This window comes from Methylophaga muralis, assembly GCF_001720165.1.
GTDB lineage: Bacteria > Pseudomonadota > Gammaproteobacteria > Nitrosococcales > Methylophagaceae > Methylophaga > Methylophaga muralis.
Genome location: NZ_MCRI01000005.1, coordinates 14,404 through 29,959, shown reverse-complemented (window position 1 = coordinate 29,959; position 15,556 = coordinate 14,404). Strand labels below are relative to the sequence as shown.

The 15,556-nt window shown below is 43.3% G+C and carries 10 protein-coding genes; 9 read left to right on the top strand and 1 reads right to left on the bottom strand.

The features are described 5' to 3' along the window. Positions 1-6: 6 nt before the first annotated feature. The 9 genes from A9E74_RS03900 to A9E74_RS14640 all read left to right on the top strand — a co-directional run bounded on the left by A9E74_RS03900 (position 7) and on the right by A9E74_RS14640 (position 13,690). Positions 7-360, top strand: coding sequence for a PilZ domain-containing protein (locus tag A9E74_RS03900; protein WP_136554279.1), 354 nt, complete (start codon positions 7-9; stop codon positions 358-360). A 40-nt stretch (positions 361-400) separates the two neighbouring features. Beyond that, positions 401-1,180, top strand: a complete 780-nt coding sequence (locus tag A9E74_RS03895) for a TatD family hydrolase (protein ID WP_069295346.1) — start codon at positions 401-403, stop codon at positions 1,178-1,180. Further along, entirely contained in the window at positions 1,180-1,818 is a 639-nt protein-coding gene (locus tag A9E74_RS03890; protein WP_069295345.1) for a GDSL-type esterase/lipase family protein, read from the top strand. The genes A9E74_RS03895 and A9E74_RS03890 overlap by 1 nt, the downstream gene beginning before the upstream one ends. A 153-nt stretch (positions 1,819-1,971) precedes the next feature. Continuing rightward, the gene (locus A9E74_RS03885; RefSeq protein ID WP_245652040.1) at positions 1,972-3,795 is read left to right on the top strand and encodes a methyl-accepting chemotaxis protein; all 1,824 of its coding nucleotides are present in this window, start codon (positions 1,972-1,974) and stop codon (positions 3,793-3,795) included. 127 nt (positions 3,796-3,922) lie between these two features. Further along, the gene (locus A9E74_RS03880) at positions 3,923-7,768 is read left to right on the top strand and encodes a PAS domain-containing protein (protein WP_245652039.1); all 3,846 of its coding nucleotides are present in this window, start codon (positions 3,923-3,925) and stop codon (positions 7,766-7,768) included. A gap of 67 nt (positions 7,769-7,835) precedes the next feature. Further along, a complete protein-coding gene (locus tag A9E74_RS03875) occupies positions 7,836-9,971 on the top strand; it encodes an EAL domain-containing protein (protein WP_069295343.1) in 2,136 nt (711 codons plus the stop codon). A gap of 220 nt (positions 9,972-10,191) precedes the next feature. Further along, a complete protein-coding gene (locus tag A9E74_RS03870; protein ID WP_069295342.1) occupies positions 10,192-11,991 on the top strand; it encodes an assimilatory sulfite reductase (NADPH) flavoprotein subunit in 1,800 nt (599 codons plus the stop codon). Further along, positions 11,991-13,256 (top strand): NADPH-dependent assimilatory sulfite reductase hemoprotein subunit, encoded by a 1,266-nt coding sequence (locus A9E74_RS03865; RefSeq protein WP_245652038.1) that lies wholly within the window; start codon positions 11,991-11,993, stop codon positions 13,254-13,256. Before A9E74_RS03870 ends, A9E74_RS03865 begins: the two co-directional genes overlap by 1 nt. Before the next feature lie 41 nt (positions 13,257-13,297). Next, positions 13,298-13,690, top strand: a complete 393-nt coding sequence (locus tag A9E74_RS14640; protein WP_245652037.1) for an assimilatory sulfite reductase (NADPH) hemoprotein subunit — start codon at positions 13,298-13,300, stop codon at positions 13,688-13,690. Positions 13,691-13,828: 138 nt separating this feature from the next. Here the strand turns inward: A9E74_RS14640 and ettA are convergent, their stop codons facing one another. Beyond that, the gene (ettA, locus tag A9E74_RS03860) at positions 13,829-15,487 is read right to left on the bottom strand and encodes an energy-dependent translational throttle protein EttA (protein ID WP_069295341.1); all 1,659 of its coding nucleotides are present in this window, start codon (positions 15,485-15,487) and stop codon (positions 13,829-13,831) included. Positions 15,488-15,556 lie beyond the last annotated feature (69 nt).

Here is a 15,556-nt window from a genome sequence, read left to right as displayed (position 1 = left end):
ATTTATATGGGCATGAATCCACGTAAAGGCATCCTTTCACTGAAAATCAGTGATCAGAACATGCTTTATCACTCCTTTATGCCATTTCTCAAAAATGGCGGTTTGTTTATCCCTACCAATAAAACCTACGAAATGGGCGAAGAAGTATTTATTTTGCTCACCTTGCTGGATGAAGCAGAAAAAATTCCGGTAGCTGGAACCATTGCCTGGATTACTCCTAGAGGTGCTCAAGGTAATCAAGCAGCCGGTATTGGCGTACATTTTAGTGAAGGTGATGGCGGGGCGAATGTTGTTCGCGGCAAGATTGAAAATCATCTGGTCGATAAATTGAAATCGGACAAAGCCACCTACACGATGTAAGACACAATGATGGCAAACGCCATCACTAACCGGGTTATTTATGTATATCGATTCACATTGCCATCTCAACTTGCTGGCTGACCAACCAGGGGGCGTTGCTGCAATGGTTGCCGAAGCCAGCGAAAATCACATTGAACATATCCTGTGTATTGCCATCGATAAAGAAAGCATTGAGTCAGTGCGCCAGCTTGCTGAGCAATATCCGCAACTTACAGCCAGCGTTGGAATTCATCCAAATGTTGAAGAATCAGGCACATTAAGTACTGAACAACTAATCGAACTGGCAGCGCATCCAAAAGTAATTGCAATTGGTGAAACCGGCCTTGATTACTTTCGCAGTGAAGGTGATTTGACCTGGCAACGGGATCGCTTTCGTTATCATATTGATGCGGCTAAACAGACCCAAAAGCCTTTGATAATTCATACCCGTGAAGCACGTGAAGATACTATGAGCATGCTGGAGCAAGAAAACGCCAGAGACGCCGGCGGCATCATTCATTGTTTTACAGAAAACTGGGAAACCGCTAAACGTGCTTTAGATATTGGATTTTATATTTCTTTATCCGGAATTGTGACGTTTAAAAGCGCCCGTGAGTTACAAGATGTCGCCAAACAGCTGCCACTGGATCGGATTCTGATTGAAACTGATGCGCCTTATCTGGCACCAATGCCACATCGTGGAAAAACCAATAAACCCGCGTATGTGAAACATGTGGCAGCGTTTTTGGCGGAACTACGAGGCGAGTCAGAAGAGCAGATTGCAGCAGCAACTACGGAAAATTTTTATCGTCTGTTTCCCTCTGCGAGGCTTGCTGCCTAATGAAAAGGGGTAATATTTCAATAGCTAAATACCTCTTGATGGTATGCGTCAGTGTCTTTGCTTTGGCAGGATGTGATGATCAATCTTCAGTAGGTTTAAAACCACTTAGTCAGGATGCGGTAATTCTTGCCTTTGGTGACAGCCTGACATTTGGCACTGGTGCTCAACCGGAGCAAAGTTATCCATCCGTCTTGGCAGAGTTAACTGGCAGGCAAGTGATTAATGCCGGAATTCCAGGTGAACTCAGTGGCGCTGGTAAGGTGCGTTTATCACAATTGCTACAGGAAACTAAACCGGATTTGGTTATTCTGTGTCACGGTGGCAATGATTTACTGCGTAAGCAAAGCCGCCAACAACTACAAAATAATCTGCAGGCTATGGTGGATGAGATTACTAAAAGCGGTGCACAAGTATTGTTGATCGCCGTACCAGCATTTGGAATTAATCTGGCACCTGCACCGTTATATCTAGAAGTAGCACAGACTAATAATCTTCCCATTCAGCCCACTATTCTCAGTGAGCTGCTTATCGATAACTCCCTAAAAGCTGATCAGGTGCATCCTAATGCGCTTGGCTATCAACAGTTTGCTCAATCCATTCATCGTTTATTAATCGACTCTGGCGCCATTTTGTATTAACTCCAGTACAGGAAATTCTCCTGGGGATTGCCTAAAGTTTCTAATAGTGAAGACGCTATAGAAAATGATAGGAATTTTTCTCGTAATCACTGGGAGTTTGGTATGTTGAAGTCAATGTCTGTTAAGACAAAAATGTTGGTTTTAAGCAGCATAATGGTTATTGGGATTATTGTTCTAGCTGCAATGCTAAGTCTTGGTATGCATTCACTGGTGCAGATGGGACAATCGAACGCATTGACAAATGACACTCAAGCAGAGTTTGTAAGATTACGAGTACATCAGAAAGATTTTTTCAATCGACTTGATCTTAAGTATCAAGGGAGTTTTAACGAAACATATAGTGTCGTCAAACAGCAACTGGCTGACCTGGAGTCACAACTTCAATCCCAAAATATTCAACTTGAACAAATCCCTAGATTAAGAAGTTTGCTTCAGGAATATCATTCAACTTTCAATGAGTTAGTTTCTTTTCAGCAGGACATTGGTTTAACTTATACCGATGGGCTTTATGGTAAATTACACCATTCTGATGAAGAAGTTGAACAGTTATTGATGCAGCTTCAAGAAGACGGATTACTCAAAGATATGCTGATATTGCGCCGCGATGAAAAAAACTTTTTATTGCGAAAAGATAAAAGCTACCTGGATGCTTTCAATAATAATTTGCAGGTTTTTAATCAGAACTTACAACAAAGCTATTTAAGTGATTACGAAAAACGCCAAATCTCAACGTTAATGCAGAATTACATTAATAATTTCGACATTCTTGCTAAAGCCTACGAGCAGCTTGGCTTTAACGATGATGCTGGCCAAATTGGCGAAATGCGTACTACGGTTTTTGCAATTCGAGATTTGTTTCAAGAAACATCGAATCAAATTTCCAATGAAGTAGCTAACCATGAAAAATCCGTTTTTATCAAAGCTATTATCACGATAATAGTAGTGTTAGTGTTACTGATTTTGTTATCCCAGATCATCAGTCGCAGTGTCGTCAACCCAATCAATATGCTGGCTGAAGTTATGAAACGGGCACAGCAAAATAAAGATTTGACTCAACGTGTCAATATCGAAGGCAAAGATGAGATCGTGCAGATGGCTGACGTATTTAATCAGATGATGAGCGCATTTAGTCAGCTGATTCAGCAAGTATTTGATTCATCAAGACAATTGAATGTTGCCGCTGAAGAATTAACGGTTATTACCGGCCAAACCAGCCGCGGTGTAATGAGTCAACAAAGTGACAGCGAGCAGGTTGCAACCGCAATGAATGAAATGACTGCAACTGTTCAGGAAGTGGCTCGCTATGCTTCGCAGGCAGCTGAAGCGTCTCGTACTGCAGATGACGAAACCAAAGCCGGTAAACAAGTAGTCATGGATGCTATTAATGGCATCAATCTACTCGCCAAACAAGTTGAAGTTGGGGCGATATCCATTAAAGATCTGCAAAAAGAAAGTGAAAATATTGGCAGCGTATTGAGTGTGATTCAAGGTATTGCCGAGCAAACCAATTTGCTGGCCTTGAATGCCGCAATTGAAGCCGCTCGGGCAGGTGAATCAGGTAGAGGTTTTGCTGTAGTGGCCGATGAAGTGAGAACGCTTGCCAAACGCAGCCATGATTCAACCGAGGAAATCAAAAAAATTATTGATCGCTTACAAAATGAAGCTGAAAAAGCAGTTCGTGTTATGGATGAAGAGCTTGTCCAAGCACATCAAAGTGTCGAAAAAGCAGAAAAAGCTGGCCAATCACTGGATATTATTGCGGAATCTGTTACCTCAATTCGTGATATGAACACACATATCGCCAGTGCTGCCGAAGAGCAGTCAGCTGTTGCAGAAGAAATCAACCGTAATATTGTCAGCATCGCTCAGGTTGCTGAAGAAAATGCTGAAAGCACAAACCAAACTACTTTGACCAGCCAGGAGCTGGCCAGATTAGCAAATGGATTAGAAACCCAAATTAGTCAATTTAAAGTTTGATTTAGATAAAAAATTCTCTGGCGGGCCAGGCCAACTCTAGTATATGGTTATCTGGAGTTGGCTTGTTTCATACAAAGTGAGATAAAAATTGAGCAACAATGCTGGGGCCCAGGATTACCTCTTAAGCGTGCTGATAAATCATCAGCCACAGGCAGTATTTATCTTTCAGGATGAAGTATTGTTAACTGCCAATTCCGAAGCGTTGCGTCTTATAAAAGCTCAAAGTGAATGTGATATTCTCGGCTTATCTTTTAGTGATTTTTTTGATGAGCCTCTAGACAACATCAATTTAACTCCCGAATTATCGATTCAATCTCCATTAACCCTGATTGGAGTGAATCAAGCTCAACGATATCCAGCGACTTTAGTGCTAGATAAAAGCAATAAATTACTTATTATTTTGTCCAGTCAAATTCAACCTGGTGTGGCCCAAAGGTGGCTATCCTCTGATCTGGATTCATCGTCAACGCTCATTGGGCACTGGATTTACAACCCAGCCACCACAAATCTTTGGTGGGAATCTCAAACGTATGAGATTTTTGCCCAGTCAGCCGCGCAGTTTATACCGTCAATAACCTCAATGTTGCAATTGGTTCATCCGGACGATAAACAACAGGTTGAAAATGCCTTTACTCAAGCCATTGCCCAGCAGAATAAGCTGGATATTTGTCATCGGGTAATAACTGCTGATGGCGAGATAAGGTTTATCCGGCAGCGTGCTACCTGGGGTTCAGAAAATAATGAACTGTTAGGCACCGTTTTAGATTTAACAGACATAAAACAACATATCAGTCATAGCGATTATAAATTGCGCCTGATGGATGAAACCCAGCGAATCGGCCATATGGGCAGTTGGGAATTTGATTTATTGAAAAATAAGGTGACCTGGTCTGAGCAAACTGCTGAGCTGTTTGGAATGCGGCTAGCAGAATTTGATGGAACCATTGAAAGCTATCAGCAATTCATTCTGCCAGATGACAAAACGAACCTGGATTTAACGCGGTCAAAACCAAATAATAGCGGCATTATCGAGGCTGAATATCGAATTACCCGTAATAATGATGGGGCAATTCGCTGGTTATTCGAATGTGGAAAGTCGATTTTTAATGCAAGCGGTCAGGAAATACGCCGATTAGGCATGATCATCGATATTACCGAACGTAAACGACTTGAACTGATCCAAAGGCTGGAATCCAGTATGGTTGAAGCTGTTGCTTCCTCTCTGGCATTACAGCAGATAATGGAACAGATAGTACTTGGTATAGAGGAAATCATACCCAATACCATTGCCTCGATTTTACTATTAGACGAAGAGGGAAAGCGTCTCCTTCATGGCTCTGCACCACACTTACCGAACAGTTACAACGATGCCATTCATGGAGAGCTGATAGGTCCACAAACAGGTTCCTGTGGAACTGCCGCCTATCTCAAAAAACCGGTCATTGTTTCAGATATCGAGCATGATCCGTTATGGGCGAACTATTATGGTTTGGCATTGGCTTGTAATTTACGAGCTTGTTGGTCACACCCTATATTTGATGAAAAACAAAAGGTTATCGCGACGTTTGCGGTTTATCACAACACGATAAGAACTCCAGAACCAGAACAGCTGGATACTATCGAGCGAATCACGAAAATTATTGCTATTGCCATTTGTAAACAGCGTGATGAAGAACGAATTCGACGAAGTGAAAGTCGTTTTCGTGAAGCATTTCAGGATGCTGCGACCGGCGTAGCAATTACGACGATTGATGGTCGATTCCTTGAGTGCAATCAAGCATATTGTGAAATGCTTGGTTACTCAGCTGAAGAGCTGACCCAACTTACTTTTCAGCAGCTGACGCATCCTGATGACAAAAAACAGAATCAGCAGGAAATTAGCGAGATTCTGCTCGGTCTTCATGATAGTTGTATTATCGAAAAACGCTACATCAGCAAATCAGGAGAAACAGTTTGGGCACGATTAAGCGTCACATTACAACGTGATGATCATGATCAACCGTTGCATCTTATCGCTATCACTGAAAATACCACTGAAAATAAACTAGCCGAATCAAAAAGAGATGAAGCTGAAAGATCATTAACACAGTTACTTAAAAATTTGCCAGGAGTGGCTTATCGCTGTCGCTTCGATGAACAGTGGACAATGATTTACGTAAGCGAAGCTTTTTATCGTTTGACCGGATATGACGCTGAGGATGTTATTGGAAATCAGCGGATTGATTTTGCCAGCATTATTCATCCCGATGATCGGCAAGAAATGTATCTTCAAACCCTGAATGCTGTAGAGAAAAACCAACCGTTTCAGGTTGAATATCGCATTATTCGAAAAGACGGTGGTGTGCGCTGGTTTTGGGAGCAAGGTAACGGTGTGCGTGACCTAAACGGAGAGCTACAAACCATAGAAGGTTATATGACGGATATAACCTTGCAAAAACTGGCTGATGCCAATATTCGTGAGAGTGAACAGCGTTTCCAGATATTGTCAAAAGCCACCAACGATGCAATCTGGGATTGGAACCTCATCACCGACGAACTTTGGTGGAGCGATAATTTTGAAACGTTATTCGGGATTTATGCAGAAGAGTCAAAGCCTTCTTTCAACGGTTGGGAAAATCGAGTTCACCCTGATGAGCGAAATAGAGTTGTTAATAATCTCAAACGGGCTGTAGAAGAGAACCAACAGAGCTGGTCAGATAATTACAAGTTCCGGCGACACGATGGTAGTTATGCTGATGTCATTGACCGTGGTTACGTCATTTACAACAGTGCCAATGAACCAATCCGTATGGTCGGTGGTATTACAGATATCAGTGAGCGACTTGAAATAGAAGAAAAATTACGCCAATCACAGCGGCTGGAAGCTGTTGGTCAATTAACCGGTGGCGTAGCTCATGACTTTAATAATTTACTGACAGTGATTGTCGGTAATGCTGAAATCATCACCGAGTCACTTCCAGCTGATTCAAATTTACGCGGTTTATCACAAATGGTTCAGGAAGCCGCCAATCGCGGTGCTGATCTGATCGGCAGTTTATTGGCATTTGCCAGACGTCAGCCATTGGATCCCAAAAATATTGATGCTAATCAATTACTAAAAAATTTCCAATCGTTATTAAGCCGATCTCTGGGTGAAGCTATTCAGCTGGAAATGGCGTTAGAGCCAGATATATGGCTAGCCCAAGTCGATCCAGGACAGCTGGAAAATGCTTTACTAAATCTTGCTTTGAACGCCAAAGATGCCATGCCTTCTGGTGGTCGACTTTTAATTGAAACACTCAATGTTTTACTCTCGGAAGATTATGCTGCACAACATGATGTGACTGCAGGAGATTATATCGTTATAGGCGTTTCCGACACCGGTATTGGTATCGCTCCTGAAAATCTGGATAAAGTATTTGAGCCTTTTTATACAACTAAAAGTAAAGATAAAGGTACCGGTCTTGGCTTGGCAATGGTTTATGGCTTTGCTCGACAAAGTTTAGGACATATCAATATTTATTCCGAGCGGGGGCAGGGAACCACCATAAGACTTTACTTACCGAGATCTCCGGTAGAAATTTCAACAGCAGATAATCCTCCTGCTTTACCCATTCAGCCCAAAACAGGCAAAGAACATATTTTAGTGGTTGAAGATGATGATCTGGTTCGAAGCTACGTTATTTCTCAATTGGAATTTATCGGCTATCAGGTCATAAGCGCGTCAAATGGCCAAGAAGCTATGGAAATCATCCAGAGTGATGCTCATATCGATCTGTTGTTTACTGATGTAGTAATGCCCGGTGGTATAAGTGGCCGAGATCTCTCGGATAAAGCGCAGCGTATCCGACCGCAGTTAAAAGTGTTATTTACCTCCGGTTATACCGAAAACTCTATTGTTCATCATGGTCGATTAGATCCTGGTGTTATGTTACTAAGTAAACCATATAGCCGTGATGAATTATCAACCAAAATTCGCCAGGCATTGGATTGAAGATGCATAAACTACTAATTAATTCAGAGTGCTATTTGACATGGATAATAAAGAGTATTCTGTCCCGATGACCGAACTTAAAGTACTGATTCTGGATGACAATAACCTCACTGCAAGAGCGATAGCAAATGTTGCAGAATTTATTGGTCTGTCAGCCAAAGTAACCTCGGATTTTCAGAGTTTTCTCAACATTCTTAATGAATGGCAACCACAATATCTGATTGTGGATTTGATCATGCCGGACATGGATGGTGTAGAAGTTCTAGGCGAATTAGGCAAAATGCAGGTCGAGGCGCAGTTAATTATTACCAGTGGTGCTGGGCAGCAATTGCTGCATGCCGCTGCACGCTCAGCCGGTGCTCATGGTTTGAATGTGTTGGGGATTTTGCCAAAGCCCTTCAATCCGAAAGCATTTCGCGATTTGATTAATGCAGAATCGAACAATACTGCTGACAACACCTTTGGCAGACAATTACGAGCCGAGAATCAGATTAACACGCTCACGGTTACTGAATTGGAACAAGCGATTGATGCACGTGATATTTATCTGGTTTACCAACCGAAAGTATCTTGTATCAGTGGCGCTTTAACTGGCTTTGAAGCCTTGGCCAGATGGCATCATCCGGAAAAAGGTTTTATTTCACCGGAAAAATTTATCCCTTTAGCCGAACAACATAATTTAATTGATCGTTTAACCTTGCAAGTTTTTGAGCAGGCGTTACCATTTCTCAATCAACTGCAAGATGCTGATACTGTTCAAGGCATACAAAGCCGTGGCTTATTACTTTCAGTGAATATTTCTGCGGCATCGCTAAAAAATCTATATCTATTCAAACAGATAGAGCTTCTTTGTAAGAGTAATAATGTCAAGCCAGATCAGCTTATTCTCGAGTTAACCGAAACCGCTGCCATGGATGATCCGGTTATGTCCCTGGATATATTAACTCGACTGCGATTACGTGGTTTTCGATTATCCATTGATGATTTTGGCACCGGGTTCTCTTCAATGCTGGCATTGGTACGCATGCCTTTTTCAGAAGTCAAAGTGGATAAAACTTTTGTGATGACCTCGGGCGATTCTCGCGAATCACGACTAGTAATCAAAGCCATTATCGAGTTGGCCCATAGCTTGAATATGCAGGTAGCAGCTGAAGGTATTGAAGATAATGAGGCATTGGAACTGCTAAGGAATATGGGCTGTGATCAGGCGCAGGGATATTTTATTGGACGTCCCATGCTAGCGGATGCCTTTATCGAATGGTCGAAACAAAGCTCAGAACATATTGATTCGCATAGAATTAAGCATTTACATGGACTGGGCTTATTAGATAGCGAACCCGAACAGCGATATGACCGTTTGACCAAACTCTGTACAAGGTTATTCAATGTAGATATCAGTTTAATTTCGTTGATTGATGAAAATCGACAATGGATTAAATCTTCGCAGGGATTTAGTCAACGCCAAACCGAACGTTCTATTGCTTTTTGTAATCAAACCATTTCTCAAGAAGAGATTTTTATTGTTCCAGACACGCTGCTGGATGAGCAGTATGTCAATAATATTATGGTGACGTCCGCACCATATGTACGTTTCTATGCTGGCTGTCCCATACGCGCTAAATCCGGTGCAAAACTAGGGGCACTATGTTTAAAGCACTCTGAGCCCAGAGAATTTTCTATTAAAGACAAACTGTTATTGAAGCAACTTACGGAAATGGTTGAAGAGGAAATCGATTACAACCCGTTTCTGGATGAAGATAAATTAACCGGGCTTCTTAATCGAGAGGCGTTTGAACGTCGGGCACAAAAACTAATAACAATTTTTGCTCCACATCAAATTCCGATCACGATGTTTTATTTTGATTTAAATAATTACAAACGAATTATTGAGGCGCATGGAATATCAGCAGGAGATGAAGCACTGATCCATTTTTCCCGGTTATTGCTGGAAACCTTTACCGATACCGAATTAGTTGCCAGACTGGTTGATGATGAATTTGTTGTTTTGTGTATATGTGAGCTGAAAGGCGCCCCATTGGAGACCTTGGCTGAAGCGGTTAAACAGCATAATTCATCGGTCAGTCCACACTTGAATATTCAATATACTGTTGGCACAGCATGCAGCCAATCAATGTTAAATGTCGATTTACAATCTTTATATATGTATGCAGACAGTGATTTATACGATCATAAAAGTCCTTAATAAGGTTGATTTAAATTACTTTGTACCAATATTGGTATACACAACTTTGTCAGACATCACCAACCATTCACATTAAAATTTACATAAAAACTTTTAAACTAAGTTTTAACGCAGTTTTTATATCTTAAATTGTTATATGAAAATCAAAACATATAGTTTCTATTTATATATTGTTTTTGTTATTTTGTGCTGTGCCCACCTTAAGAGATAACGCATTACCATGAATATCAGGCTGCCAAACGCCCCGCTAACGGATGAACAATTACAACAGTTGAATAATTTACTGCAAGGTCTGGAAGGCTGGCAGGTAGACTGGCTGTCTGGCTATTTATCTGGCTATCGTGCGGCCCAGGTTGGCACTGCTGTTATGGAAGCTGGACCATCTCTGGCTGAGCAAGCTATTAAACTTACCGTGCTATATGGTTCACAAACCGGTAACACCGAAGCGGTTGCCGGACAACTTGCTGAGAAAGCAAAAGCCAGTGGTATTGAAGTCAAGTTATGGGATATGGCCGAATACAAACCACGAGAACTGAAAAACGAGCAATATCTGGCCGTATTAACTTCCACCCATGGTGAAGGAGAGCCACCTGACAATGCCATGGATTTATACGAGTTTCTGAATAGCCGCAAAGCACCGGGCTTGAAAGGTTTGCACTACAGTGTACTATCGCTTGGCGATTCCAGTTATGAATTTTTTTGCCAAACCGGCAAGGATTTTGATGAGCGTTTGCAGAAACTAGGTGCAACCGCTGTTATTCCTCGAGTTGATTGTGATGTGGATTACGATGATTTGGCGGAAAAATGGATTGCTGAATTTGTTGGGGCACTGACCAGCTCCATGCAAGCCAGTGCCGCACCACCATCTGCTTCTGCTGCGATGAGTCAGCTTGAAACCTCAGTTCAATATGATCGGAAACATCCTTTCTCTGCACCATTACTGGAAAATCAGCTGTTAAGTGGTCGCGGTTCCAGCAAGGAAGTACGGCATATTGAAATCTCGCTGGAAGGTTCAGGATTACAATATGAGCCAGGTGATGCTTTAGGCGTTTACCCGCAAAACGATCCCGCTCTGGTTTCAATGCTGATTGATGCGCTGGGATTTGATGCCGATAGTTCTGTAGAACTTGATGAACAACAAGAAACGTTAACCAATGCATTGATGCATCATCGTGAAATTACCGTGCTGACTCGACCGTTAGTGGAAAAGTGGGCTGAACTGGCCCAGTCCGATGAACTTAATAAGCTGATGGAAAGCAAAGCCGCCGTCACAGAATGGATCCGTGGTCGTGATGTTCTGGATTTGGTGCAAAGCTACCCATTAGCTGACATAGACGCCAATGGCTTTATCAAATTGCTGCGTAAACTGCCGCCAAGATTATATTCGATTGCCTCCAGTCAGGCTGCGGTTGATGAAGAAGTGCATATCACCGTGGCAACGGTTCGTTATAACGCCCATAACCGTGAGCGGGGCGGGGTAGCCTCAACCTGGTTAGCCGATCGCTTAGCCGAAGATGCGACTATTCCGGTGTATATTGATCCCAATAAAAACTTCAAATTGCCTGCCGATGATAATGCGCCGATTATTATGATTGGCCCTGGTACCGGTGTGGCACCGTTCAGAAGTTTTATGCAGGAACGTGAAGAGCGCGGAGCACGCGGGCCCAACTGGCTGTTCTTTGGCGATCAGCATTTCTTAACCGATTTTCTCTATCAGACCGAGTGGCTGGCCTGGCGTAAATCCGGATTGTTAACGCATCTTGATGTGGCCTTTTCTCGTGATCAGACCGAGAAAATCTATGTGCAGCATCGTATTCGCGAAAAATCTATTGAGATCTGGAACTGGCTGCAAGACGGTGCGCATATATATGTCTGCGGCGATGCCGACAATATGGCACCGGATGTGAATGAAGCGCTGATTGATATTATCAGTCAGCAAGGCAATAAAAGCCGCGAAGACGCCACCGAATATCTGCGTCAGCTGACGCGTGATAAACGTTACCAACGTGATGTGTACTAATGAATACAAAATTACCTGAAGCCGAACAACTCAAACTCGACAGTCGTTACCTGCGCGGCACCATTGCCGAAGGGCTGGATGATGTGGTTACCGGATCGATTTCCGAAGATGACAACAAACTGACCAAATTCCATGGCAGTTATATGCAGGATCATCGTGATCTGCGTGATGAACGCCGACGTCAAAAGCTGGAACCGTTATATTCATTTATGGTTCGGCTGCGAATTGCCGGAGGTGTGGTGACCCCACAACAATGGCTGGGACTTGATGCAATAGCTGATGATTGCTCCAATGGCACACTACGTATTACCACCCGTCAGACATTTCAGTATCACGAGGTTTTGAAAAAAGATCTGCGTTCGTTAATGCAGCAAGTCAATGCGTTAGGTTTGGATACCAAAGGCGCGTGCGGTGATGTTAACCGAAATGTGGTGACCAACGTCAATCCGCATCAATCTTCGGTGCATGCCGAAGTTCATCAGATTTCCCAGGCTATCAGTGATCATTTGTGCTGGCAGTCTGGTGCCTATGCCGAGATCTGGCTGGATGAAACATGTGTCTATCAACCGGGAAAATCCGAAGAGCCATTTTATGGTGATCGCTATTTACCACGTAAATTTAAAATCGGTATCGCCATTCCACCTGAAAATGACAGCGATGTACTGGCCAATGATATTGCGTTGATTGCTATTATCGAAAACGATGAATTAGTTGGATTCAATGTCGCCGTCGGTGGCGGCATGGGCATGACGTACGGTGAAACGGCAACTTTCCCACGCTTAGCCACCATGGCCGGTTTTGTGCCAAAAGACCAGATTGTTAAAGCCTGCGAAACCATTGCCGCCATTCAACGTGACTTTGGTGATCGCAGTGTCAGGGCGCATGCCCGCTTTAAATACACCATCGATGATCATGGTATTGAATGGTTTAACGAAAAGTTTACCGAATACCATGGTGAGGCAATGACAGCTGCCAGACCCTTTGAGTTAGTACGCAATGGCGATCGCTTTGGCTGGATCCAGGGTGAAGATGGGCAATGGCATCTGACCTTATACATTTATAGTGGTCGTGTTGCGGATACTGAAGCACTGCAATTACGTACCGCACTTCGGGAAATCGCCAAAGTTCATACCGGCGAGTTTCGCATGACCTGTAATCAGAACCTGATTATTGCCAATATCAGTCCTGAGCAGAAACCGGTTATTGAACAGCTGGTCGAACAATATCAACTTGATATCGGCGAACGCGTCCGGCATTACGTTTAAATGCCATGGCCTGTGTTGCATTACCTACTTGTGCTTTAGCGATGGCTGAATCAGAACGTTATTTACCAACGTTTCTCAGTAAGCTGGAACAAATAATGAGTGATGTTGGTTTGCCGGAAGAACTGATTAATATCCGTATTACTGGTTGCCCCAATGGTTGTGCCAGACCTTACTTGGGTGAAATAGCCTTAACCGGGAAAGCAGTCGGGCGTTATAACCTGAACCTGGGGGCGGATTTCAGTGGTCAGCGATTAAATCGTCTGTATCTGGAAAATGTGGATGAAACTACCATTCTGAATACGCTGAAACCAATGATCGAACAGTTTGCTGCTGAACGTGAGCAAGACGAGCATTTTGGCGACTTTCTAATCCGTGTCGGCATTCTGGGCGCCGAACGGACACCTGAGATGATGCATAAGCCTTTGGTAGATTGAAATCTAACCAAAGAGATTTTTATCCGTAGATTTCGCAGATTTTTGTTAGACGTGGGTTGTGTCGGGTTACGCTAGGCTAACCCGACCTACCCATGAAAAATGACTTATTTAATTTTTCTATGTGGTTAATAATTGAAACTAATTCATCCGGCGGTATTTGATACGTTCCGGCTGATGATCCTTGCCGAAGCGTTTACGGTAATCTTCGGCATAATCGCTGTAATTACCTTCAAAGAACACCACGCTGGAATCGCCTTCATAGGCAATCATATGGGTACATACCCGATCTAAAAACCAGCGATCATGCGAAATCACCACCGCAGAACCCGGGAAGGCCAAAATGGCTTCTTCCAATGCCCGCAGAGTTTCAACGTCCAGATCATTGGTCGGTTCGTCGAGTAATAAAACGTTGCCGCCTTCTTTAAGCAGTTTGGCCATATGCAGACGGTTACGCTCACCACCGGATAAATCCTTAACGAATTTTTGCTGATCCGAGCCTTTGAAATTGAAGCGGCCACAGTAGGCACGAGAAGGGGTTTGATAGTTACCGACAGTAATCATATCCGCACCATCTGCAATTTCTTCAAACACGGTTTTCTTGCCATCCAGTTCACGTGACTGGTTCACATAAGCCAGTTGCACGGTGCTGCCGATTTCGATTTCACCTGAGTCGGGTTTTTCTTCACCAGTAATCATGCGGAACAAGGTGGATTTACCCGCACCGTTAGGACCGATAATGCCGACGATTGCACCAGGTGGAATCGTCAGACTAAGGTTTTCAAACAGTAATTTGTCACCATAGGATTTAGTGACGTTGTGCAGTTCAATGACCTTATCACCTAAACGTGGGCCAGGTGGAATATAGATTTCCTGAGTTTCATTACGCTTTTGAAATTCTTTTGAATTCATTTCTTCAAACTGTTTCAAACGCGCTTTGGATTTTGCCTGACGTCCTTTGGCACCTTGGCGAACCCACTCCAGTTCAGCCTGAATGGCTTTATTGTGCGAGGCTTCCTGTTTGGATTCCTGCGCCAGACGTTGATCTTTCTGTTCCAGCCAGGAAGAGTAGTTGCCTTCATAAGGAATACCGCGTCCACGATCCAATTCCAGAATCCAGCCAGCGGCATTATCGAGGAAATATCGATCATGGGTAATGGCAACAACCGTACCTGGGTATTCCTGCAGGAATCGTTCAATCCAGGCAATGGATTCGGCATCGAGATGGTTGGTCGGCTCGTCGAGCAATAACATATCCGGGTTATCCAGCAATAACCGGCATAACGCCACACGACGACGTTCACCACCAGATAACACTGCTACTTTGGCATCCCAGGGTGGCAGACGTAAGGCATCGGCTGCACGTTCCAGAGCATTGTCCAGATTATGACCATCTTTTGCGGTGATCAGATTTTCCAGTTCAGCTTGTTTTTTGGCTAAAGCGTCAAAGTCAGCATCGGGTTCAGCGTAAGCGGCATAAATTGCATCCAGTTCATCCAGGGCAGCTTTGACATCTGAAACTGATTCTTCAATGATTTCACGAACGGTTTTACTGTCATCCAGCTGAGGTTCCTGTGGCAGATAACCGACCTTCATATTCGGCATCGGTCTGGCTTCGCCAATATAATCCTTATCTTCACCGGCCATAATGCGAAGCAGGGTGGATTTACCTGAACCATTTAAACCCAATACACCGATTTTGGCGCCGGGGAAAAAGGACAGGGAAATATCTTTTAATATTTCGCGTTTGGGCGGCACGATTTTGCCAACGCGGTTCATGCTGTATACGTATTGAGCCATTTTAAAATCCAATAAAACAGGAGTTCAGTAGAAGCGGTGATTCTACCTGAAATTACTTTTGGTTTGGCG

Bases quoted from the DNA above. Each gene is read 5' to 3' on its own strand.
- A9E74_RS03885 (WP_245652040.1), top strand. From the start codon at position 1,972: ATGGTTATTGGGATTATTGTTCTAGCTGCAATGCTAAGTCTTGGTATG.
- A9E74_RS03865 (WP_245652038.1), top strand. From the start codon at position 11,991: ATGAATACAAAATTACCTGAAGCCGAACAACTCAAACTCGACAGTCGT.
- A9E74_RS14640 (WP_245652037.1), top strand. From the start codon at position 13,298: ATGGCTGAATCAGAACGTTATTTACCAACGTTTCTCAGTAAGCTGGAA.
- A9E74_RS03900 (WP_136554279.1), top strand. From the start codon at position 7: ATGGGCATGAATCCACGTAAAGGCATCCTTTCACTGAAAATCAGTGAT.
- A9E74_RS03890 (WP_069295345.1), top strand. From the start codon at position 1,180: ATGAAAAGGGGTAATATTTCAATAGCTAAATACCTCTTGATGGTATGC.
- ettA (WP_069295341.1), bottom strand. From the start codon at position 15,487: ATGGCTCAATACGTATACAGCATGAACCGCGTTGGCAAAATCGTGCCG.
- A9E74_RS03895 (WP_069295346.1), top strand. From the start codon at position 401: ATGTATATCGATTCACATTGCCATCTCAACTTGCTGGCTGACCAACCA.
- A9E74_RS03870 (WP_069295342.1), top strand. From the start codon at position 10,192: ATGAATATCAGGCTGCCAAACGCCCCGCTAACGGATGAACAATTACAA.
- A9E74_RS03875 (WP_069295343.1), top strand. From the start codon at position 7,836: ATGACCGAACTTAAAGTACTGATTCTGGATGACAATAACCTCACTGCA.